Origin of the sequence: Roseibium sp. (assembly GCF_965233565.1) — a bacterium.
In the GTDB taxonomy this organism is placed as follows: domain Bacteria; phylum Pseudomonadota; class Alphaproteobacteria; order Rhizobiales; family Stappiaceae; genus Roseibium.
Window position 1 is genome coordinate 3,350,278 of sequence record NZ_OZ247494.1, and the last position, 22,203, is coordinate 3,372,480.

Here is a 22,203-nt window from a genome sequence, read left to right on the forward strand (position 1 = left end):
CAGCTTGTTCAACAAAGGAGATGCGCCTTTGCCGTTCTATCACCTTTATGAGCTCAATCACGCTGCCATGGCGCCGTTCCGGGCGATGGCAGACATGACCCGGCTTTACTTCCAGAATCCGCTCAACCCGTTGACTCATACCAGCTATGGCCGTTCCATCGCCGCAAGCTGTGAGGTTCTGGAACGGACCACACGCAGATATGGCAAACCGGAATTCGGCCTGAAGGAAACCACCGTCAGCGGCGTTCGGGTGCCGGTGCGCGAAACCTGTGTCTGGAACCGGCCGTTCTGCGACCTGATCCGGTTTGAGCGCGGCGTCACTTCGCACCGCAACGACCCGAAAATCCTGATCGTTTCGCCGATGTCCGGTCACTATGCGACCTTGCTGCGCGGCACCGTTGAAGCGCTGATGCCGAACGCGGATGTTTACATCACCGACTGGATCGATGCGCGCATGGTGCCGATCCAGGACGGCAAGTTCGATCTCGACGATTACATCGATTATATTATCTCGATCCTGCATTTCCTGGGGCCGGACACCCATGTGCTCGGCGTCTGCCAGCCGTCCGTTCCGGTTCTGGCAGCAGTTGCCGTCATGGAAGATCGCGATGATCCCTACATTCCGGCCAGCATGACGCTGATGGGTGGCCCGATCGACACGCGGGTCGCACCGACTGCCGTGAACGATCTTGCCGTTTCGAAGGGCATCGACTGGTTCCGCAAGAATGTCATCATGAAGGTGCCGTTCCCGCATGCCGGTTTCATGCGCGACGTTTATCCAGGCTTCCTGCAGCTGTCGGGTTTCATGAGCATGAACCTCGACCGGCACGTGACGGCACACCGGGAGTTCTTCCAGCATCTGGTGGAAGGGGACGGCGACAGCGCGGAGAAACATCGCGAGTTCTATGACGAATATCTTGCCGTCATGGACCTGACCGCGGAATTTTATCTGCAGACCGTCGAAACGGTGTTCATCGACCATGCGTTGCCCAACGGCACCATGATGCATAACGGCCGGCTGGTCGACTGCAGCAAGATCACCCGCACCGCTCTGCTGACCGTGGAAGGTGAGAAGGACGACATTACCGGCCGTGGCCAGACCCGGGCAGCGCATGATCTGTGCGTCAACCTGCCGGACGACATGAAGGCGCATTACGAGCAGCCGAATGTCGGCCACTACGGCGTGTTCAACGGCTCGCGCTGGCGGTCCGAGATCGCGCCGCGCGTGATGGATTTCATTCGCTCGAACCGCCCGGATCTGCAGAAAAACAAGCCTGTTTCCAAGCCACAAGCCAGGAAAACGGCTCCGGCGGCTCCAGAGGTGAAATCGAAAAAGCCCGCGGCAAAGGCAAGCAGTCCGCTCGAGAGCATCCTTCTGGCAAAACCGGATGGTGCGGCGGACGATCTGAAGGCCATCAGCGGTGTCGGGCCGAAGCTTGAATCCGCGCTCAACGAGGCGGGGATTTTCCACTACTGGCAGATCGCCGGCCTGACCGCAGAACAGATCGAGGCCCTTGATGGCAAGCTCGATTTCCGCGGCCGGATTGCGCGCGACAACTGGATCAAGCAGGCTCGCGAACTGTCCGAAACGGTCAGCTGAACGACTGGCTTGCACACAAGGTTCATGGGTGCTTCGTTTGAAGCACCCATAACTTGCCTCAAATAGTCCGGTTTTTTACGAACCTCCCGGCCACCGCTATTGATCTGCCGCATTTGGAGCAATACAAGGTCCGGTCAGTAAGAGACGCCGGAGGTTTCTGTAGTGCTCAATATTTTCATCGGTTTCGATCCGCGCGAAGCGGTCGCCTATCACGTCTGCGCCAACAGCCTGACACGGCAGTCGAGCGACGTTCTGGCGATCACGCCACTGTCGCTGCACAATCTGAAAACCTATAACGAGACCCATACAGACGGGTCCAACCACTTCATCTACACCCGGTTTCTGATCCCGCACCTGATGAATTACAACGGTTGGGCGCTGTTCATGGACGGCGACATGATCGTTCGGGACGATATTGCCAAGCTGTTTGCGCTCCGCGACGAAAGCAAGGCGGTCATGTGCGTTCACCACGACTACAAGACCCGGCAGACCACCAAGTATCTCGGTTCCAAGAACGAGAACTATCCGCGCAAGAACTGGTCGAGTGTAGTTCTGTGGAACTGCGCCCATCCCGCCAACAAGGTGGTCACGCCCGATTTCGTCATGAACGGCACCGGGGCGCAGCTGCATCGTTTCACCTGGCTGGAAGACGAGCTGATCGGCGAATTGCCGATCGAATGGAACTGGCTGCCGGACGAACTCGGTCCGAACCCGGATGCCAAGCTGTTGCATTTCACGCTCGGCACGCCCTGCTTTCATGAATATGCCAACGCCCCAATGGCCGCTGAATGGCATCGGGAAAAGCTCCTGGCCAATTATTCCGCACAACATGTGATTGATGGGCCGTTCGACTGAACGAAGCTTCATTTGTCATAGAAAACAATGGAATAGACCCGGCGAACTACCAGTGTCGCCGGGTTTTTTGCATCCGTTTCACTGTGATCTCCATCACGAATCCTTGAAGGCAGGCCCGCCAATCCCCACTTGGAAAACGTGGATGTCTTAAATGGATAGGACGATGACGACGACCAAAAGTTGCATGATTAAACCTGCCTGGACGCCTGTCACTATCGGCCTGATGGTGCTGGGTTTCGTGGCCTTCTGGCCGCTGGGCCTCGCCATGCTTGCCTATATTTTGTGGGGCGACCGCTTTGAAAGCATGGCGCGCGATGCGCGTGATCAATGGCGGGGCAGCCCGCTGAAGGGAGCATTCGATCAGATGTCAAATACGACCGGTTATGCGCGTACGGGCAATGTCGCTTTCGACGATTATCGTGAGCGTGAACTGAAGCGCCTGGAAGAAGAGCGCGCCAAGCTCGACACCATGCGTGCCGATTTCGACGACTTCCTGCGGGAGCTGCGCCGTGCACGCGACCAGGAAGAGTTCGACCGCTTCATGGCCAACCGGGGCCGGAGCAGCAGCAGCGACCCTGCTCCGCTGTAAATCTCCTCCCAGACCCGTCCCTGGACGGCCAGACCGAGAGCGGCGCCCTGAAAAGCGCCGCTTTCGTCATTTTGAATTGACGATCGTGCCGCGGTCGTTTTCCACCGGACCTCAGCCTGAAATTTGGCCGCGCTCCCGTCCGGCAAAGTCAGTAAACTGGGTCAACTGATTCGCTTGGACAGATTCCCCTGGAACACACCATTTGATGTTTTCGCGCGCCCGCAGATCCTCCCTACCGGACCACATCGAGATTGATGCCGGCGACGGCGCCGTGCGTATCCGCCTCAAGGCCAATCCGCGTGCACAGCGGTACCTGCTGCGTCTGCCCGCGGACAGTTCCGGCCCCGTGCTGACGGTCCCCAAGGGCGGCAACCTGGCACGCGCAGAGCATTTTGCCCGTCAGCACATCGACTGGCTGTTGGAACGGCTTCAGGACCGGCCCGACCATGTTGCCTTTTCTCCCGGCGATATCGTGCCGCTCCGCGGCGAGGACCATGTCATCGTGCCGACCGGCAAACTGCGCGGTCTCGTCACTGTCGGCGCAACCGAAGACGGGTTTCCGGCCTTGCAGGTTCCCGGTGCGGACGATCACATACCGCGCAAAGTGACGGCCTGGCTGAAGGAAGAGGCGCGCTCAGACATTACCCGGCAGGCCACGCTGCACGCCCAGACCATTGGCAAGAAGATCGCGGCGATCAGCATCCGCGACACGAGAAGCCGCTGGGGCTCCTGCGCCTCGAATGGCCGATTGTCCTTTTCCTGGCGCCTGATCCTGGCCCCGCCGGACATTCTTGATTATGTCGCGGCCCACGAAGTCGCCCATCTTCGGGAAATGAATCACTCCGCAAGGTTCTGGCGCCTGTGCGAAGACCTGGCACCGCAAACGCCGCGTGCACGGATCTGGCTGAAGAAAAATGGCCAGCGTCTGCACGGCTTTGGTTAAGGCTTGTGCTGCGTTCGCCGTCTGATCCTGTCCGAATTTGCAATTGCATAAATCTGGAAATGTGATTGGCTTTCCCAACGTGAGTTGGGAGGGCATTCATGAATTTATTGAAAAGACTATCGGCGGCCGCCGCAGGCCTTGCATTTTGCGCCGGTCTGAGTGTGCTGCCGGCCAGCACAGCGATGGCCGACAGTTGCTGGAACCACAATGGGTCGCTGATGCGCCTTCAGGCCCAGGGCAATCAGCGCTGGCTTTCCTACGAGCGGCCGCGCAGCGTTCTGCGCAATGCCGGCGTGCGTTCCGGAACGCTGCTGTTCAATGGTGTGAAGAACGGCAACTGGTATTCCGGCACGGCGCGGGTCTTCTCCAAATACTGCCCTGGGTCGCCGCTGGAATATTATGTCGAAGGGCCGGTGCGCGGCGACCAGCTGCAGGTGACCGTTACGGGCACCCGCGAGGTCTACAACCGCTGCCGCCCGACAGGCCGGTTCACGACGGATACGCTGGTCTTCACCTACAGTCACCAGTGTTGAGGGTTTTCGTATCGGCGCTTGGATAAAGAGCTGCGTAAATCAGGGGCTTGTCGAGGAATGTGGCTTGACCAAAGATCACGACGAGAATGGCCGTACAAGCTGTGGAAACCAAAAGGGGGCGACCTGTGAAGCCGCCCCCCAGTCTGCTTACGCGGTCGGGAAATCCGCCGGAAGCTGTTTCGCAGCCGGAATTTCGGGGAACCTGCGTCCCTTCATAACGTCTGCGATGCGACCCTGATTGATCTGAAAATACGCTGCGATCCGAGCGTAGTTGTATTTCAGGCTCCGGGCCAGTTTGATCACCGGCACCATGTCCGGTGTGAGTTTACGGTCTTGCATGCTTTTAACCTTTCGCATGATAAGACCGAGAAACCGGTTGACGCAGATTCCCATATGAATCATAGTCAGTTGGCTTGTGATAGGCTGGTTTCCCGGTCTGTTGTTCTGGTCCGGAACTATTTCCTAACCAGTGTGGAGCCGGGGCAGAGCCCCGACCCCTGCCGCCCATTCGGCGACTGCTGACCTAACCAGGTGTGCTAGACCTCGTTAGACCAGGAAGCGGAAACTATATGGGCTCCATTTCTTCATTCTCCGAATGTTGCGACACCGAGGGCTGCTACCCTCGGTGAATCGCATCATGCATATCTATAGCTCATTCGCAAGTCGTTTTGGCTAAAATTGACTTTTATCCAGTGGCGGGCTATAAGTCGCGTACCCACCAAGGAGCGCTACTATGGCCCGTGTAAGAAGTCCTGCTTATCCAGCCCTCAGCCTGCCTGATGCTGTTGAGATGGTGCGCAAGGTCTACGAGCTACAGCAGACAACACCGGAACCCCGTAGCGTGGTAATCCGGCATATGGGGTACACAAGTGAAAATGGTCGAGCGCTAAAAGCACTAAGCGCATTGATTAAATATGGTTTTTTGGACAAAGCAAGCGAGAGCGGACTTCGAGTAAGCCCACGAGCAATTGCAATTTTATTCCCTGATCCAGATCATCCGGATGCAAAGCACAAAGCTTTGTTTGATGCCGCTCGTGAGCCGTCCCTTTTCAATGAATTTTTTGATCGATGGGAGAATCGACCGTCGCTAGAGAGCTTAAAAGCTTACCTTGTCAAAAAAGGGTTCAATTTGAACTCTGTGGAAAACGTAGCTCGCGCATTTTACGAAACCTATGACCTTGTATCGGATCTCGGTGATTCGTATGATTCGGCAGACCCGAGTGACAATGACGAGGAGGGAGGCACTGCCATGCCAGAACGACAGAAAGCCGTTGGCGAAAAGGGCGCTACGTCAAAATTGCCTCCAGATAAAGATTTGAACCAAATGAATGTTACGAAACCGCTATTCGATTTCGAGACAGTCAGTATCAACACTATTATCGACAACCAGCAAGATTTGGAGCAGTTGATTACTCGGCTGCAACAAATCAAGTCGATGTTGCCTGAGAAAACTCAGCACTGATTGCCTCTACGCTGCCAATAGCCGCACGAGCAGTCGGACTTCGGAGCAATCGACACGGCACCCATTACCATCGTGTACTGGGTGCCGTTTGATTCACGGCGGCAATCCTCGCGTCAAGCCATTTCAACGGCGTATGGGTCGAGGTAACGACCGGCAATCTTGTGATGAATGCCGATTTCAGCGCGGCGGAGGCGGGAAAGAAGCTCTCAGCCTGATTGGTGCAGGCGCCGTCCTTGGAGTAAGCTTCCTTGTGGTTGATACGCTTTATCGGGAAGTAGGCAGCGAACTTGTCCCAATGGGATGCTTCGTCAGCATGGACGGTGGAACCGTGTTTGACCTTGGCAGCAACAAGCTTGACGACTTCGGCTTCCGAGCCAGTCACATACGTAAGGGTGCGGCCATCACGTGGGTGCATAGCAACTACGACTTGACGCTAGTCCGATTGGTTGACGGCCCTTGACCTCGTTTGTCGGCTACACGTAACCGACAAGTATTTGGTGGTTTTACTCCACGATACCGGGGCTCTTTGTCAAATCATCCTCTGTACCACATGTGAGCTGCGCCAGACCTATCCGCCGCCGCCGAAGATGTTCCGGAGCAGATTGAGCGGGCCGCGGCGTTCGCCGGTGGTTTCGCTTCCGCCGATCGGGGCCGGGGGCAGCGGCTCGCTTCCGGAGCCGACATTCTGGGTTGGCACGGGTTTGCGCGGCGCCGCCACTGTCGCAGGCAGGTTCGGGACCCCGGGAAGGTCCGCCACCGGCAAACCTTCGTGGGCAGCATCCATGACGCTTTTCCAGACTTCGGCAGGCAATCCGCCACCTGTTGCCTTCTTTGTCGGGGAATTGTCGTCATTGCCGAACCAGACGGCGGTGGTCAGGTTGCCGGTGTAGCCGATGAACCAGGCGTCGCGGAAATCCTGGCTGGTACCGGTCTTGCCACCGGCGGGCCGGCCGCTTTCCAGCCGCGCCTTGCGACCGGTCCCGGTCATCAGCGTTTCGGACATCATCAGGTTCATCTCACCCACATGGCGCCGCTCCACCACCCGGCCGCGGCCGTCGCCCGACCGGGAATAGAGCGTTTTGCCATCCACGGTCCGGATCCTGCGGATGATGTGCGGCAGGACGCCATATCCGCCATTGGAGAGCGGCACGTAAGCGCCGGCTATCTCGATTGGCGTCACCTCCGACGTGCCAAGCGACAGCGACAGGTTCCGTTTCATATCCGAGCTGATGCCGAGCCGTTTCGCGGTGTTCGCCACAGTGCCGGCGCCAACTTCATGAGCAAGCTGTGCTGCAACCGTGTTCAGTGACAGGCTCAGCGCCCGCGTCAGCGTGACGGGGCCATAATGTTCCTTGGTGTAGTTCTTCGGCGACCAGTTGCCGTATTTGACCGGCCGGTCCTGCCGCACGCTCTGCGGGCTGAGGCCGTTCTCAAGCGCTGCCAGATAGACAAACGGCTTGAAGGACGAACCGGGCTGACGTTTGGCATAAACCGCACGGTTGAACTGGCTCTTGGAATAGTCGGCACCGCCGACAAGGGCCTTGACGGCGCCGGCCGTATCAAGCGTGACGATTGCGCCCTGGGTGACACCGAATGTCTGTCTGTTGTCCTTCAAGGCATTGCGCAGGGCCTGCTCCGCAGCCTGCTGCATCTTCGGATCGATGGTCGTGTCGACAATGATATCCTTCTCGATCGAGCCGACAAAATGCGGCAGCACATCCATGACCCAGTCCGCGGCGTAATTTTCGCTGGCCGTTGTGTAGCGGCGCACCACCTTTGCGGGCGCTGCGAGTGCGTTCTTGGCCTCATCGTCGCTGATGTAGCCTTCTTCGTTCATTGCCGCGAGCACCAGCTGGGCGCGGTCTTCGGCAAGGCGCGGGTTGCGCGCCGGGGAATAGCGGGAAGGCGCTTTCAGGAGACCTGCGATCGTTGCGGCCTCGGGGATGGTCATCAGACGCGCGGACTTGCCGAAATAGCGCCGGGCCGCGGCATCGACCCCGTAGGCCCCCGATCCGAGATAGACCCGGTTGAGATACATCTCGAGGATCTCGTCCTTGGAATATTCGGCCTCCAGCCAGAAGGCGAGCACCAGTTCCTGGATCTTGCGCTTGATGGTGCGGTCCGGCTCCAGGAAAAGATTCTTGGCCAGCTGCTGGGTCAGGGTCGACCCGCCCTGCTGCAGCCGTCCGGACGTCAGGTTGGTGAACATCGCGCGGGCCAGGCCGATCGGGTCGACACCGAAATGCGAGCGGAACCGGCGATCCTCGATGGCAATCACCGCGTTGGGCAGATAGGGCGGCAATTGCTCGAGGCGGACAGCCTCTCCGCCCGTATCGCCGCGATTGGCGATCAGCGCGCCGTTGCCGGCAACGATTTTCACGTTGGGTGGCCGGGCCGGCACCTGCCATTCGGACGTTGGCGGCAGGAAGGCCGCGTAATAGCCGATCACGCAGACCACCGCGATCGTACCCCAGATGCCGAGCACCATGCTCCAGTAAAGCCCGCGCTTCAGCAGGCGCCCGAAGAATGTCGGTGCCTGGAAGCGGTTCTTGCGTTTGGTGGAACGTCTTTTGGCACCGGAGCGGCCGCCTCTGGCTTTGCCGCCGCCCGAACTCTTGGTCTTGCGGCGTGTGGCTGTGCTTTTCTTGGCCGGTGCCTTTTTGCGCGTTCCCGAGGAGGCGGTTTTCCTGGATTTGGTCTTGGTTGTGGACTTGCCGGAAGGCGCGGCGGTGCGATCCTGCGGGCTCAGTCGCAGGTTCAGCAGGCTGCTTTCGCTCTCTCCAAATGTCGGTTCAATACGCGGCTGGCGTTTCGCCCGAGGCGCCATTGATCCCTATCCCTTTTTGATGCCGGCCAAACACCGGTTTCCCCGGTGATGATCCTAGATTGCGGCAATTTAAGGGGGCGTTAAGGCTTTGGGACTTTGCGGGAAAAGCGACGGCTTTTCGCAAGTGGTGAACCCGGCGATTCGATTGATCGTTCTTCCGGACGTAACTCAGCGAAAATTTGGGATCGATGAGGCACCAGGTCTTGATGTCAGGGCGTCGAGGGCAAGAGGCGACCACACCGACCCCGGACCGGCGTTTGTCCGGGGGGATGCTGTGCCGCGACGGGCCCGCGTCAATCCGGCTAACTGGAGTAGCGGCTGGCGTCGGCGCCGTAATAGTTGACGTATCGTGTGTTGAGTTCGGAAACCGGCATGATGATCAGGACGTCCGTGGTGCCGAACTGCTGATCGACCACGGCCCCGTCGCCGATGAATGCGCCGAGGCGCAGATAGCCCTTGACCAGCGGCGGCAGGGCGCGCAGCGCTTCCTTGGCGTTGAGCTCCTCGGCAGTCTGCCGGTTCATCTCAACGTACCGGTCATCGACCGCGCGCACGCGCCACTCTTCGGGCGCTCTTGCGTTGTGGTGCAGGAAGGACAGCTGGCCCGCAAGCGCATCCGGATTGGTGCCTTCAATGGAGGCGCAGCCGAGCATGACGTCGATCTTGTGCCGCAGCACATAGGACCAGATGCCATGCCAGAGCAGTTCGACGGTCTTCTTGTTGCGATAGGGTTTGAGCACGCAGGACCGGCCGAGCTCCATGAAGCGCTTGTCCGGATTGGCGTCGATCAGCGACTGGATGTCATATTCGGCAGCGGTGTAGAAACCGCCGTGCTGGTTGGCAATTTCCTGTCGCAGAATGCGATAGGTGCCGACAATTTCCGGCTTGAGTCGCCCGAGTTTGTTGCGTTTCAGCGAGGCATGATCGACGACCAGGAGATGATCGCAATAGGCGTCGAACGGGTCGGCATCGCGGCGCGTCGCCAGCGTATGAGCATCGGCAATGGCCGACATTTCCTCGTAAAAGACCTCGTAACGCAGGCGTTGCGCCTTTTTGACTTCCTTGAAATTGCGCGCCATGCGGACTTCCAGGGAGCCGATGCGGCCGAGTGTTTCACCTGTCTTGACCGGCAAACGGAGAGAAGGATCGGAGCGTGTCGCGGTTGCCATGGCAGTGCGCGGACGCATCGACGGTGTGAATTTGCGAACCAGTTTTCGCGGAGAAAACAACCCTTGCCGCATTATGGACATTCCACCCTCTTGTATTCCTTTTGGCCAAGCTGCCGGTTTCACAGGTTAGAGGCTGTTTCACCGACAGATTTACCTTCGCCGGAACAAGAACCCGTTCGAAAGTAACTGTGCTTTGACCCTGCCGTAGAACATACAATTCCGACAACTGGATGACACCCGGTTTGTTTCCGGGTTTATCTGGCCACAGGATACTCCAGTCCGGGCGCTTTGTGAATTTTAACGATCACCGCAAAGCGTGTTTTCTGGTGAGTATCTAAATCACAGGTAGAAATCGCTGTTATTGTCGGCCGATTTCAGAGAGGGCGTCCGAGATCGCTTCAACGGAAAGAGGCTTGGTGAGGTAGCCGGCTGCGCCGACTTCCGCGGCCTTGTCCCGGGCGTCTTTCATCACGTCTGCAGTGACGATCAGCACCGGAACGGGTTGCCGGCCGCTCGCAGCTTCGTCGCTCCTGATCTTGCGGATGGCCTGAAAGCCATCCAGGCCCGGCATGTGCAGGTCCATGAGAATGGCATCGTAGGAACCGTTGGAAGCCTCTTCCACGGCCTTTTCACCGTCGACAACCATGACGGGGACGTGCCCGAGCTTGCGCAGCATCGCTTCGCTCAGGAGCCGGTTGATATCGTTGTCTTCGGCGACCAGGAGGCGCAAGGGGCGGGCAGGCATCTTGTGCCGGCTGGACAGAAAGCCGTTGCTGACCGGCTCGGCGCTCACATCCCACGCATGGGCCTCGCCCGCATCGTCGAGAAGGCCCGCCAGGATCTGGGCCAGCGTCTCGATGCGAACCGGGCGGATCAGGTAGGCGGCATAGCCGGCTTCGCGCAGGTGTTCCAGGCGCTCACGCTCCGGCGGTGCAATCATGACGATGGCAGGTGCCTGGCATCCTGTCAGCCGTACCGTCGCCAGCCAGCCGCCGCTGTCTGACAGGGCGGCGTTGTCGACGATCAGCAGGTCAGCGGTTGCAAGGCGGGCGTCAAGCTCCGGGTGCCCCGGTGCAAGCACGGCGACATCCGCCTGGTGACGCCGCAAACGCTCCGCCAGCAGCGGGCATTCGATCTGACTGTTGCTGACAAAGATGACCTTTCGCCCGGAAACCTTGTCGAGACGCGGGTCCTGGTTTTCCGACAGTGCCTCGGGGATTGGCAGGGAGACGCGAAAGAGGGCACCGCCCTCGCCGGACGGGCTGGCGGAGATCCTGCCGCCCATCAGGCCGGCAAGCCGTTGCGCGATTGCCAGGCCAAGACCCGTTCCACCGAACTTGCGCGCCGGGCCGTGATCTACCTGTTCGAATTCCTGGAACAGCCGTTCGGCTTCTTCCTGGTCAAAGCCGATTCCCGTGTCGCGGACATCGATATCGAGAAAGCTGCCGCCGTCGGGTGCCGGGCGGCCGGACAGTTCGATTGCAACGCCGCCTTCATCGGTGAACTTGACCCCGTTACCGATCAGGTTGAACAGGATCTGGCGGACACGGGTGGCGTCAAGCGTGACCTGTTCCGGCAGGCTCGGATCGAGCATGGCGCCGATTTCCAGCTTTTTGGCATGCGCCTTGGGAGCCAGAAGTTCGACAACGCTTTCCACCAGCGCGCCGACGCGGACCGGTGAGGCCTGGATGTCCAGCTTGCCGGCTTCCACCTTGGAGAAATCGAGCACTTCGTCAATCAGGAGCAGCAAGGTTTCCCCGGAGGTCTCCAGTGCTTCGATATAGGCGCTTTGCTCCTTGGTGAGCCGGGTGTCGCGCAACAGCGCAGCCATGCCGAGAACGCCGTTGAGGGGGGTGCGGATCTCGTGGCTGACCGTGGCCAGGAACCGGGACTTTGCCTCGTTGGAACTCTCTGCCGAATGGCGGGCGGCGAGCAATTCCTCTTCGATCAGACGGCGTTCGGTCACATCGCGCAGAACGGTCTGCACCAGCTGGCGATCCGTCGTCGTGTCGCGCACCGGAATGTCGATCCGGGAGAACCAGCGATGGCCTTGTGCCGTTTCAAGATGCAGGTCCTGAAAGCCCATGCCGCTGGAACCGTTTGCTTCCGGAACGCTGTCGTTCCGCGCTCCCGATCCGCTTGCCGCCAGTGGCAAGGTCATCGGTTCTCCGGGTTGCAAGTGATGGTCAGCGCCAAATACGTCGGTGGCCGCCGAATTGACATAGGTAACGAGCCCGTCCTGGTCCCGTCGGATGACGACATCGCCCAGGGTCGCCAGAATGCTGGCGTGACGTTCGTCGGATTCGCCAAGTTCCCAGGCGCGGTCCTCAAGTTCCTCGCAGCGCGCCATGAGGCGCCTGATCTTGTCGTCCTTCAGTTGCACCGCCTGGATGGCACGGTGCATGTCGTCGGCAAAGAGCCTCCAGACGGCAAGACCGCCAGCAAAAAACACCAGCCCAAGGCCGAAATACCGGTTGATGCCGTCGGTCGACACCAGGAGAAACCCGGCAACAAGACCGATGACAAGCCCGGCGACCGCCATGTGTTGCAGTGACTTTGCCGGTGCCGACACCGGCAGGTCCGTCGCGCGCCGCCCGGGGCCGACCTCCGGACCATCATCGACATGCGGGCTTTCGGCCTCTTCGAAAGGCGAATAAGCGGTGTCTTCCTGAGGGGGGTAGGTCTTGTTGTCGGCAAAGCGGTCCTGGTCCGCCACATCGGCTTCCGGCACAGCTTTGGCGGCGCGATCACTGTTTTGACTGACCAAGATCACTACTCTCTACAAGACTCAGTTGCCGAGAGAGTGCCGCCTAAACTTTGAAAAACCGTTTCATTGACAAAACTGCCAAGGAATATTCGAAACGATTGCTTGATCGGCTTGTCAGGGAATGAAGGGGCTTGTTCGCGCTCTGCAAAAAAAAGCCGGTCCTGGTGAGGACCGGCAGGCAAGGTCTTGCTGCAAGACCGAATTCGATTTCCCTTGTGGGATTAGACGATGCTGCCCAGTTTCATGGCGACACTCATGTCGCCTTCCACCTGCATCTTGCCACCCATGAAGGCTGCGGTCGGATTGAGATCACCGGACAGCAGGTCGGCGAGATCGTCGGCGGACATCTTGATCGTGCAGTCGGCGTCGCTGTCCTCATTGGAGACAGTGGAGCCCTGCAGGAAGATGATACCGGATTCACCGAGATCGAACTTGACGCTTTCTTCGATGCCACCATCGGCCACTTTGCCGCGCACGCCGTCAGTCAGCTGTTCCAAGGACATTTGGTCTTCTCCCATTTGATGTGAGCCTGAACGCTCGTTGCCTTCTTGAAGCATGCCGTTTACGTAATCGTCAAGAAGGAAAATTGATTGGCACTATCGCGGGAACTCAATTCACGTTGATCTTCGGACGACCCAGACTACGCCCGCCGTTTGAATTATGCGGGTTATTCAGCGGCGGGTCCGTGGCATTTTTCTGAAATCGGGAAACCTGTCTTAAGATGCAGGGAAAGAGAAGAGCATCTGAAGGGACTTGAAAGTGCACATATCGTTTCGGACTGCTCTCCTCCTCCTGTTTCTTTGGCTGGTCCCGGACGACGGGCAGGCCGAAGACACGATCGTCAGGTTCGGTCATTACAACGGCTATCCGCCCATGACCCATGGTGATGGCGCCGATGTCCAGGGAATACTGGTGGAATCCCTCAAGGAAATTTTCAGCCGCGTGGATGGATATTCCGCCGCGTTCTACGGCTACCCATGGGCACGTGCGCAGAAGATGGTCGCGGCCGGGCGTCTTGACGCATTTTGCACGGTTCCGACACCCGCAAGGCTGGATTACACGTATTTTGGATCCGAGGCGGTCTGGGACCCGCTTCCTGTCGCCTTTTATGATGCCGACAATCCGCATGCGGGCCGTATCCGGGACATTCGGGAAAAAAAGGATCTGGAAGACATCCTGCTGATCGATTTCATCGGCGATGGGTGGGGCGAGGCGAACCTGTCAGAATTCGAACCTCAAAAGGTGGCGGATCTGGAAACGGTTTTCAGGCTGCTCAAACGGCATCGCGCCGACGCCCACATCACCCCTTATCTGCTGGGGCAATACCAGATCAACCGGCTCGGGATGGAGTTTGCTCACGTCGACCTGCCGTTCTTCGGTGACGGTTTCACCTTCAAGATCGGCATCAGGAAAGACTTTCCAAATGCCGAAGACCTGCTGGTCCGGCTTGATGCAGCCATAACCGAGCTTCGAGAAGAGGGCGAGCTGGCCCGCATTCAGAAAGACTATCTTCAGCGGGTCAACTAGACCGGTGGCTTACAGCTTCCGGACCCGGAAACATCAGTGATTGTCCCGCGGCAGGCCCTTGTGAGCAACGTCCTGATATTTGACGGCCGGTTCAAGCACCATGCCCTTGTCGAACTGGCCGATCATCGAGCGCTGGATCTCCTGCCAGGGGGTCTGGCTGTCGACGATCCTGAAACCACCGGCTGCCTCAAGGTCCTTGCGGCGTTGCGCCAGTTCCTCGTCAGGGATCAGGATATTGGCTGTCCCCTTGTTGAGGTCGATGCGCACGCGGTCTCCGGTTTGCAGCAGCGCAAGCCCGCCCATTGCGGCAGCTTCCGGCGACGCGTTCAGGATGGAGGGTGAGCCGGAGGTTCCCGACTGGCGGCCGTCGCCGATACAGGGCAGGGCCGTGATGCCGCGTTTGATCAGTTCGGCCGGCGGTTGCATGTTCACCACTTCAGCGCCGCCGGGATAACCGATCGGCCCGGTACCGCGAATGAACAGCAGGCAACTCTCGTCGATGGCCAGCTCCGGATCATCGATCCGGTGATGGTAGTCTTCCGGACCCTCAAACACGATCGCCCGGCCTTCAAAGGCGTTCAGATCGTCCGGATTTGAGAGATAGCGGTCCCGGAATTCCTCGGAGATCACGCTGGTCTTCATGATCGCGCTGTCAAAGAGGTTGCCCTTCAGGTTCAGGAACCCGGCCCTTTCCTTCATGGGCGCGTCAAACGGCTTGATCACGTCCGGCAGGTCCGTGGTGATGCCTTCACAATTCTCGGCCATGGATCTGCCGTTGGCGGTAACCGCTCCTGGATGCGGCAACTTTCCGTGGCGCATCAGTTCGGCAATGACGGCCGGTACACCACCGGCATGAAAATAGTCTTCGCCAAGATAGTCACCGGCGGGCTGCAGATTCACCAAAAGCGGCACGTCCAGACCGATGGCCTGCCAGTCGTCATTGGTCAGGTCAACGCCCAGATGGCGGGCAATGCCATTGAGATGGATCGGTGCGTTGGTCGAGCCGCCGATTGCCGAATTGACGACAATAGCGTTCTCGAAGGCTTCGCGTGTCATGATGTCGGACGGCTTCATGTCCTCATGCACCATGTCGACGATGCGCTTGCCGGTTTCATAGGAAATGGCACCGCGCTCGCGGTAGGGCGCCGGAATGGCTGCGGACCCGGGCAGCTGCATGCCAAGCGCCTCGGCCAGCGAATTCATGGTCGTTGCAGTGCCCATGGTGTTGCAGTAGCCGACGGACGGGGCGGAGGAGGCCACCAGATCCATGAAGCCTTCATAGTCGATTTCGCCCGCGGCCAGCATCTGCCGGGCCTTCCAGACAATTGTGCCCGAACCGGTGCGCTCACCCTTGTGCCAGCCGTTCAGCATCGGCCCGACGGACAGCGCGATCGCCGGAATATTGACGGTTGCCGCGGCCATCAGGCAGGCAGGGGTGGTCTTGTCACAGCCGATTGTCAGCACCACGCCGTCAATCGGATAGCCGTAGAGCAGTTCGACAAGGCCAAGATAGGCCAGGTTCCGGTCGAGGGTAGCGGTCGGCCGTTTGCCGGTTTCCTGAATGGGGTGGACCGGAAATTCAAAGGCAATGCCGCCGGCGTCCCGGATGCCCTCGCGCACGCGTTTTGCCAGTTCCAGGTGATGGCGGTTGCAGGGCGACAGATCGGAACCGGTCTGGGCAATTCCGATGATCGGTTTGCCCGATTGCAGCTCTTCCCGTGTGATGCCGAAATTGAGGTAACGCTCGATATAAAGTGCCGTCATGCCCGGATTGTCCGGGTTGTTGAACCAGGCGGCGGACCGCAGTTTTGGTGTTTTCATGTCACTCATGGCGCCTCGTCCCTCATCGCGTACAGACCTGTTGAGGGCCGATAAACACCAGCGTCAGGGTACTGTAAAGCGGGATTGGTTCCACCATGTGAGATTGCCGCTGGTCCTGCAAGCCTGCGAAACCCCTAGTCGATCGACTTCAAGGTATCGGCAACGGAAAAACGGGCAAAGGCCCACAGGATCGCAAGACAGACGGCAAACAGCATGGGAGCTGCAAAAAGGGGCACAAGGGCAGCGCCGCCACATAGTCCTGCAAAAAGCCAGAGACCGGTCAGAAGGCGGCGGGCATGCACGGCCAGGAGCGTGCGGCGCATGGCAAGCGCTTTCAGGGCCGGAAAGGCGCCGATATCGTCCGTGTCGCTGACTGCAATCGGGTCTGGCCGGTCGCGGTCGTTTGACCCTGCCTCATGGCCCTCGCGCAGTTCGAGCGACAACCTGTCCTCCGAGAGCGACAGGACCAGCGGGGCGCCTCCGGGAAAGATCCGGGCCGCAGCCTGTTGCGCGCTTTCACCGGGCTCGGGATCATCGAGATGTTCCAGGCCAAGCAAGCCGGCCAGCGCTTCGCGGGTTTTCGGGCTGTCGCCGCTGAACAGCCAGGGGATCAGACCCTCCCGGCGCAAGGCCATGCCTGCGACGCCGGCGTCCTGTCTCAATGTGCCTTCCAGCCCCAGAACACCGACGACGCGCCCGCCGACTGCGACGCGAAGAGCGGTCTTGCCGTCGGCTTCCAGGGATCGGGCAATGGCATCCGCGGTGAAGCTGTCGATCTTGAGCCGTTTCAGAAGGTCCGTGGTGCCGATCACGACGGTCTGCCCCCCCAGGAGAGCAACGACCCCGAGGCCCGGGGCCGGTTCGAAGCGGTCCGGGTGTTTCAAGGCCACATGCCATTGCTCGGCAAGTTGACGCAGGGCCTGTGCCACGGGGTGACTGCTTTGCGCCTCCGCGGAGGCGGCAACCGCAAGCAGGGTTCGCGGTTCATTGTTGAAAGCCATGACGTTGGTGACGATCAGATCCGGTCCGGACATGACCGCCATCTTGTCGATCAGGATGTCGCGTGCGCGTGCAATCTTGCTGAAGGCGCCGGGTTCAAGAACGCGGGTGCCGGCATTGAGGGCGGCCTGGTGGAAAACCTTGTCGGCGAAGGCATTGATGCCGTCGATCAGATGCGGCCAGGACAGAAGGAGGGTTGCCGCCAGGATGGCGGGTGCATGCATCGGGCCTGCAAGGCCCCACCAGAGCGATGCACCGACAACGGCAAGCAGGAGTGAGAAAGTGGCCTCACGCAGGCCGCTGTGGTCGCCGCGGGGAGGCAGGATGGCAACGCCATAGGCGCGAAGGACCATCAAAAAGGCGGCGGCAAGGGCAAGAGAGCCTGATGCGCCCATGGGAAGGCCTCCCTGCTGGATCAGAAAGGCGCTTGCCAGCAGGACAGTGCTCACGGCGGACGTGAAGAGCGTGAGGGACCGTCCGATTTCGGAGTTCAGGGAAAAGGAAAGGGACAAAAGCGCAAAAATCGCAGCAAACATGCTGAAAATCAGGGCACTGTGCGTGCCGAACACCATCAAACTGGAATGCCCGGCGATAACGCCCTCGCCGTGAACGAGGCAGGCAAGCGCCAGGAATGCGGTGGCGAATCCCAGGGACAAGATCCAAGTTATTGAATTTATGCGATTTGTCGGCATGGCCGTGTGTCTTTCGTGACGGGCGAACGGATTTGGGCTGTTTGGGCGGTGGACAAGAGACACATTCAGGGCGCCCGGGAGGCCGTTAAAAAATGCGGGAGCCCGAGTGCCCAGGCAATGCCGCTTTGGTCCCCAAACAGGCAGATTGCCTCGTTCACGGGCGCAAGCCTGCCAATTCTGCCGAGCATTTGTGCGAGGCAATGCTTGCTGTGAGAGGTGGCTGACGTAGAATTATTTCGAAGGTATTTCAGAAGACCCGATGTATTTAAGGGTCATGCAATGGTTGTCTGAGTAAGCAACCTTATTTTTTGGGTGTGGTATATTCGCGGGAGGGCTGTTGGGCCCTCCCATTTTTATGGGAAAAGCCCATTGTTGCCACTTTCATGCAAGGAAATACAGATTAACACTTCATTAGGAAGTCAATCGTTCCCAATCGGAACGAAGCTTAACTGTCCGAAAAAAACGATAGGGTCAGGACCCGGCAAAAACTGCCCGGTGCGGACTGGTTTGTGGTTACTGGCAGGCTCTGCTGAAGGAATCAGGGAGGCTCGGTGAGTCAAGACCGCGACTCGCCCGAATCTGAAAAAAGACTCAATTCCAGAGACTTGGCCGGTGCAAATGCACCGGCCCAGCCGGCTTCGGGTTTATGGCCGTCAGGTGCCGGGTTGCTCCACCGTATCCAGGTTGGCGGTCGACAACAGGTCCAGCGACGGCATCAGGGACAGCAATTCACGCGTATAGGCGTGTTGCGGCGCCTCGAACAGCTGGTCGCAGTCTGAGACTTCGCATAGTTCACCATTGCGCATGACGCCGATGCGGTTACACATTTGCCGGATCACCGCGAGGTCGTGACTGATGAACAACATGGTCAGGCCGAGTTCCTCCTGAAGGTCCTTCAGGAGGTTCAGGATCTGGGCCTGGATCGATACATCGAGCGCGGAGGTCGGTTCGTCGCAGATCAGGAACCGGGGCCGCGTCGCCAGAGCCCGCGCGATCGAGATTCGCTGCCGTTGCCCGCCGGAAAACTCATGCGGGAATTTCTTGCCGGACGCCGCACCGAGGCCGACGTGATCGAGAAGATCGTCAACGATCTGCCGGACTTCCGCATTGCTGGAGGCCAGCTTGTGGAACTTGATCGGCTCGGCGATGATGTCGCTCACCCGCATGCGGGCATTCAGCGAGGAATACGGATCCTGGAAGATCATCTGCATCTGCCGGCGCATGGCCAGAACGTCGCGGCGATTCTTCAACGAGGTCAGTTCGGTCTTGCCGAACAGGATCGAACCACCGGTCGGATGATAGAGACCCGTGATCAGACGCGCGATGGTCGACTTGCCTGATCCGCTTTCGCCCACGAGGCCAAAGGTTTCGCCTTCCTGAATGTCGAAACTGACCTTCTTGACGGCCTGGAAATACTTGCGCCTGGACGGAAAGATCGAGCCACGGGTTTCAAACCGCATGTCGAGGTCCCGGATCTGGACAAGCGGGCCGGTGACCTTTTCATAGTCGCGTGCCTTGCCCAGCCAGTGTGTGGAGATGTCGATATGCTTTTGCGGCGTACCGGCTTTCTCGATGTAGTTGACCACTGGAAACCGTTCGACCCGGATGTCGGGGCGCGGCACGGCGGAAATCAGGCTTTGCGTATAGGGGTGCTTCGGCGCCCCGAGCACCTGTTTTGTGTCTCCGAATTCCACCAGGTCGCCGTGATACATCACGGCCACATGGTCGGTGATATCTGCGATGACGCCCATGTCGTGGGTGATCACCAGCATGGCCACGTTGCGCTCGGCGCAGAGGTTTTTCATGAGGTCCAGGATCTGGGCCTGGATCGAGACGTCAAGCGCGGTGGTCGGTTCGTCGGCGATGACCAGTTCCGGCTCCGCGCAGAGCGCCAGCGCAATCACGACACGCTGGCGCATGCCGCCGGAAAACTGGTGCGGATACTGTTTGACGCGTTCGGCCGGATTGGGGATGCCAACGGCATCGATCAGTTCCACCGCCCGTTGCTGGGCCTCCTTGGCCGACAGCGGCAGGTGGGTGCGGATCGTCTCGACGAGCTGGGATTCAACGGTCTGCAGCGGATCAAGGCTGGTCAGCGGATCCTGGAAGATCATGCCGATCTTGCGTCCGCGCAGCAGGCGTTTTTCCTTGTAGGGCAGCTCGTCGATGCGTTTGCCGTGCAGAAAGATCTCGCCGCCGGCAATGTGACCCGGCTCCTGCAGGAGACCGATGACGGCATTGCCGACCGTGGACTTGCCGGCCCCGGATTCCCCGACAACACCCAGCACCTTGCCGGCTTCGACACTCATGTCGACGCCATTGACGGCGACAAAGACCGATTTTCGACCCGGGAACTCGACGGTCAGGTTTTTGATATCAAGAACTGACATGGCGCCCTCACCGCAGTTTCGGGTTGAGGGCGTCGCGCAGCCAGTCGCCCAGGAGATTGACGTTGAGAACCAGCAGTGCCAGTGCCAGGCCCGGGAAAATGGCAATCCACCATTCGCCGGAATAAAGGAAGTCATTGCCGATGGCGATCAGGGTGCCGAGCGACGGCTGGGTGGGCGGCATGCCGACCCCGAGGAACGACAGCGTTGCTTCGGTGACGATCGCCAGGGCCAGGTTGATCGTGGCGATGACCATCACGGGTCCCATGACATTCGGCAGGATGTGGCGCGCCATGATGATGAAGGCCGGAATGCCGATCACCCGGGCGGCCTGAACATACTCCTTGTTCTTCTCCACCATGGTGGAGCCGCGGACAGTGCGCGCATATTGCACCCAGAAAGACAGGGCCAGCGACACGATCAGGATGTAGAAAGCGAAGATCTCCCGATCGAGCGAGCCGAAGACACCGGCGGCGACACCGTCGATCAGAAGCGCGATCAGGATGGCCGGGAAGGTCAGCTGAACATCGGCGATCCGCATGATGACGGCATCCGTGCGCCCTCCCACATAGCCCGCCACAAGCCCGAGCGTAATGCCGAGTATGGCCGCCGCAATGACCGAGCAGAAGCCGACGATCAGCGAAATCCGCATGCCGTAGAAAATGCCTGAAAGCAGGTCACGTCCCTGGTCGTCGGTCCCCAGGATGAAACGGGGATCCGCATATTCCATCCAGACGGGCGGCACCCTTGCATCCAGGATCGAGATGGAGGCCAGGTCGAACGGATTGTGGGGGGCGACCCAGGGGGCCAGGAAGGCCAGCAGGAACAGGATCAGCGTCCCGCAGGCGGCAACCACGGTGACCTTCGAACGCAGGAAGGAGTGAAACAGGTCGCTGTCCAGCAGCTTGGCAACGCTGCCCTGGTTCTGGGGCACGCCGGCCCTGTCCTGAACCGCGGTTTTAGCTTCTTCGTTGGAGACGTAAGGCATGGGTTCATGTCTCCCTTATGGCCGGCCGACGCGCAGGCGCGGGTCGATGAGGAAATAGAGAATGTCGACGATGAAGTTGATCGCCACGAACAGGAAGGCGGTCAGCAGCAGATAGGCCGACATGATCGGGATATCGACGTTCTGCACGGCCTGCAGGAACATCAGGCCCATACCGGGCCACTGGAACACGGTTTCGGTAATGGTCGCAAAGGCGATGATGGCGCCGAGTTGCAGACCGGTAATCGTGATCACGGGGACGAGCGTGTTTTTCAGGGCGTGCCGGAAATGAACCAGACGGTCCGGCAAACCGCGGGCGCGGGCGAACTTGATGTAGTCGGTCCGGATGACCTCGAGCATCTCGGCCCGGATCAACCGCATGATCAGCGTCATCTGGTACAGACCGAGGGTGATCGACGGCAGGATCAGTGCCTTCAGGCCGGACACCGTCAGGAAGCCGGTGGTCCACCAGGAGCCGACTTGCACCACCTCGCCGCGCCCGAAACTGGGCAGCCACTGCAAGGTCACGGAGAAGAGGAAGATCAGCAGGATGCCGATAAAGAAGGTCGGCAGCGAGATGCCGATGAGTGAGACGGACAGGAACAGTTTCGAAATGGCCGATTCCCGGTTGAGGCCTGCATAGATCCCCATGGGTATCCCGACCACCAGCGCAAACAGCGCAGAGGCGAAGCTGAGTTCAAGGGTCGCTGGAATCCGCCGCGCAAACAGCTCGGAGACCGGTTGCTTGAACTGGTAGGAGGTGCCGAAGTCGAATTGGGCCGCATTGCCGACGAAGCGTGCGAACTGGACCGGGATGGGGTCGTTGAGGCCGAGCCGTTCCCTGAGGGCTTCGCGTTCTTCGATGGATGTCTCGATCCCGACCATCTGGTTGATGGGATCTCCGACAAAACGGAACATGGTAAAGGCGAGAAGCGCCACCACCAGCATGACAATCATCGCCTGAAACAGGCGACGCGCTGCAAAACCAATCATTTCGGCTCTTTAGGTCTATATATGAAAAGACGCTCCCGGCCGGGGCCGGGAGCG

17 protein-coding genes and 1 pseudogene are annotated in these 22,203 nt (G+C 59.4%); 7 read left to right on the plus strand and 11 right to left on the minus strand.

The features are described from left to right. Nucleotides 1–67: 67 nt before the first annotated feature. The 5 genes from phaZ to ACO6TG_RS15545 all read left to right on the plus strand — a co-directional run bounded on the left by phaZ (nt 68) and on the right by ACO6TG_RS15545 (nt 4,520). Nucleotides 68–1,600: a polyhydroxyalkanoate depolymerase gene (gene phaZ, locus ACO6TG_RS15525; protein WP_422378889.1), complete on the plus strand. Its 1,533-nt coding sequence runs from the start codon at nt 68–70 to the stop codon at nt 1,598–1,600. A gap of 162 nt (nt 1,601–1,762) precedes the next feature. Next, complete coding sequence (locus ACO6TG_RS15530; protein WP_422374028.1) at nt 1,763–2,455, plus strand: glycosyltransferase; 693 nt, start codon at nt 1,763–1,765, stop codon at nt 2,453–2,455. 163 nt (nt 2,456–2,618) lie between these two features. After that, nucleotides 2,619–3,044, plus strand: a complete 426-nt coding sequence (locus ACO6TG_RS15535) for a DUF2852 domain-containing protein (RefSeq protein ID WP_208988302.1) — start codon at nt 2,619–2,621, stop codon at nt 3,042–3,044. A gap of 205 nt (nt 3,045–3,249) precedes the next feature. Further along, nucleotides 3,250–3,987 (plus strand): M48 family metallopeptidase, encoded by a 738-nt coding sequence (locus ACO6TG_RS15540; RefSeq protein WP_422374029.1) that lies wholly within the window; start codon nt 3,250–3,252, stop codon nt 3,985–3,987. Between the two features lie 98 nt (nt 3,988–4,085). Continuing rightward, the gene (locus ACO6TG_RS15545) at nt 4,086–4,520 is read left to right on the plus strand and encodes a hypothetical protein (protein ID WP_422374030.1); all 435 of its coding nucleotides are present in this window, start codon (nt 4,086–4,088) and stop codon (nt 4,518–4,520) included. A gap of 147 nt (nt 4,521–4,667) precedes the next feature. Here ACO6TG_RS15545 and ACO6TG_RS15550 read toward each other — a convergent pair whose 3' ends face one another. Next, the gene (locus tag ACO6TG_RS15550) at nt 4,668–4,859 is read right to left on the minus strand and encodes a hypothetical protein (protein WP_422374031.1); all 192 of its coding nucleotides are present in this window, start codon (nt 4,857–4,859) and stop codon (nt 4,668–4,670) included. A 394-nt stretch (nt 4,860–5,253) separates the two neighbouring features. On the opposite strand from ACO6TG_RS15550, the gene ACO6TG_RS15555 reads away from it, so the two are divergent. Further along, a complete protein-coding gene (locus ACO6TG_RS15555) occupies nt 5,254–5,982 on the plus strand; it encodes a hypothetical protein (protein ID WP_422374032.1) in 729 nt (242 codons plus the stop codon). On the opposite strand, the pseudogene ACO6TG_RS15560 reads toward ACO6TG_RS15555, so the two are convergent. The 5 genes and pseudogenes from ACO6TG_RS15560 to ACO6TG_RS15580 form a co-directional block, all read right to left on the minus strand. Continuing rightward, nucleotides 5,973–6,415, minus strand: a pseudogene (locus ACO6TG_RS15560) (transposase); the annotation flags it as partial. The gene ACO6TG_RS15555 and the pseudogene ACO6TG_RS15560 sit on opposite strands and share 10 nt — an antisense overlap. A gap of 135 nt (nt 6,416–6,550) precedes the next feature. Then, entirely contained in the window at nt 6,551–8,809 is a 2,259-nt protein-coding gene (locus ACO6TG_RS15565; protein WP_422374033.1) for a transglycosylase domain-containing protein, read from the minus strand. Nucleotides 8,810–9,111: 302 nt separating this feature from the next. Further along, entirely contained in the window at nt 9,112–10,050 is a 939-nt protein-coding gene (locus tag ACO6TG_RS15570; protein ID WP_422378890.1) for a GNAT family N-acetyltransferase, read from the minus strand. A 286-nt stretch (nt 10,051–10,336) separates the two neighbouring features. Continuing rightward, complete coding sequence (locus ACO6TG_RS15575; RefSeq protein ID WP_422374034.1) at nt 10,337–12,694, minus strand: ATP-binding protein; 2,358 nt, start codon at nt 12,692–12,694, stop codon at nt 10,337–10,339. 272 nt (nt 12,695–12,966) lie between these two features. After that, complete coding sequence (locus ACO6TG_RS15580; RefSeq protein WP_422374035.1) at nt 12,967–13,248, minus strand: SCP2 sterol-binding domain-containing protein; 282 nt, start codon at nt 13,246–13,248, stop codon at nt 12,967–12,969. A gap of 256 nt (nt 13,249–13,504) precedes the next feature. Between ACO6TG_RS15580 and ACO6TG_RS15585 the strand changes: the two genes are divergently transcribed. After that, nucleotides 13,505–14,272, plus strand: a complete 768-nt coding sequence (locus ACO6TG_RS15585; protein ID WP_422374036.1) for a substrate-binding periplasmic protein — start codon at nt 13,505–13,507, stop codon at nt 14,270–14,272. Nucleotides 14,273–14,305: 33 nt separating this feature from the next. On the opposite strand, the gene ACO6TG_RS15590 is transcribed toward ACO6TG_RS15585, so the two are convergent. From ACO6TG_RS15590 to ACO6TG_RS15610, 5 genes are all read right to left on the minus strand, one after another. Further along, nucleotides 14,306–16,102 (minus strand): IlvD/Edd family dehydratase, encoded by a 1,797-nt coding sequence (locus ACO6TG_RS15590; protein ID WP_422374037.1) that lies wholly within the window; start codon nt 16,100–16,102, stop codon nt 14,306–14,308. Between the two features lie 125 nt (nt 16,103–16,227). After that, nucleotides 16,228–17,748: an HAD family hydrolase gene (locus ACO6TG_RS15595; protein WP_422374038.1), complete on the minus strand. Its 1,521-nt coding sequence runs from the start codon at nt 17,746–17,748 to the stop codon at nt 16,228–16,230. A gap of 689 nt (nt 17,749–18,437) precedes the next feature. Beyond that, nucleotides 18,438–20,174 (minus strand): ABC transporter ATP-binding protein, encoded by a 1,737-nt coding sequence (locus ACO6TG_RS15600; protein WP_422374039.1) that lies wholly within the window; start codon nt 20,172–20,174, stop codon nt 18,438–18,440. A gap of 7 nt (nt 20,175–20,181) precedes the next feature. Then, a complete protein-coding gene (locus ACO6TG_RS15605; RefSeq protein WP_422374040.1) occupies nt 20,182–21,159 on the minus strand; it encodes an ABC transporter permease in 978 nt (325 codons plus the stop codon). 15 nt (nt 21,160–21,174) lie between these two features. Continuing rightward, nucleotides 21,175–22,149 carry an ABC transporter permease gene (locus ACO6TG_RS15610; protein ID WP_094073191.1) on the minus strand — a complete coding sequence of 325 codons (975 nt, stop codon included), beginning with the start codon at nt 22,147–22,149 and terminating at the stop codon, nt 21,175–21,177. Nucleotides 22,150–22,203 lie beyond the last annotated feature (54 nt).

Excerpts from the sequence above, each read along its gene's own strand:
- phaZ (WP_422378889.1), top strand. The coding sequence starts at position 68 with ATGGCGCCGTTCCGGGCGATGGCAGACATGACCCGGCTTTACTTCCAG.
- ACO6TG_RS15535 (WP_208988302.1), top strand. The coding sequence starts at position 2,619 with ATGACGACGACCAAAAGTTGCATGATTAAACCTGCCTGGACGCCTGTC.
- ACO6TG_RS15540 (WP_422374029.1), top strand. The coding sequence starts at position 3,250 with ATGTTTTCGCGCGCCCGCAGATCCTCCCTACCGGACCACATCGAGATT.
- ACO6TG_RS15545 (WP_422374030.1), top strand. The coding sequence starts at position 4,086 with ATGAATTTATTGAAAAGACTATCGGCGGCCGCCGCAGGCCTTGCATTT.
- ACO6TG_RS15550 (WP_422374031.1), bottom strand. The coding sequence starts at position 4,859 with ATGCAAGACCGTAAACTCACACCGGACATGGTGCCGGTGATCAAACTG.
- ACO6TG_RS15555 (WP_422374032.1), top strand. The coding sequence starts at position 5,254 with ATGGCCCGTGTAAGAAGTCCTGCTTATCCAGCCCTCAGCCTGCCTGAT.
- ACO6TG_RS15565 (WP_422374033.1), bottom strand. The coding sequence starts at position 8,809 with ATGGCGCCTCGGGCGAAACGCCAGCCGCGTATTGAACCGACATTTGGA.
- ACO6TG_RS15570 (WP_422378890.1), bottom strand. The coding sequence starts at position 10,050 with ATGCGGCAAGGGTTGTTTTCTCCGCGAAAACTGGTTCGCAAATTCACA.
- ACO6TG_RS15580 (WP_422374035.1), bottom strand. The coding sequence starts at position 13,248 with ATGTCCTTGGAACAGCTGACTGACGGCGTGCGCGGCAAAGTGGCCGAT.
- ACO6TG_RS15590 (WP_422374037.1), bottom strand. The coding sequence starts at position 16,102 with ATGAGTGACATGAAAACACCAAAACTGCGGTCCGCCGCCTGGTTCAAC.
- ACO6TG_RS15600 (WP_422374039.1), bottom strand. The coding sequence starts at position 20,174 with ATGTCAGTTCTTGATATCAAAAACCTGACCGTCGAGTTCCCGGGTCGA.
- ACO6TG_RS15605 (WP_422374040.1), bottom strand. The coding sequence starts at position 21,159 with ATGCCTTACGTCTCCAACGAAGAAGCTAAAACCGCGGTTCAGGACAGG.
- ACO6TG_RS15610 (WP_094073191.1), bottom strand. The coding sequence starts at position 22,149 with ATGATTGGTTTTGCAGCGCGTCGCCTGTTTCAGGCGATGATTGTCATG.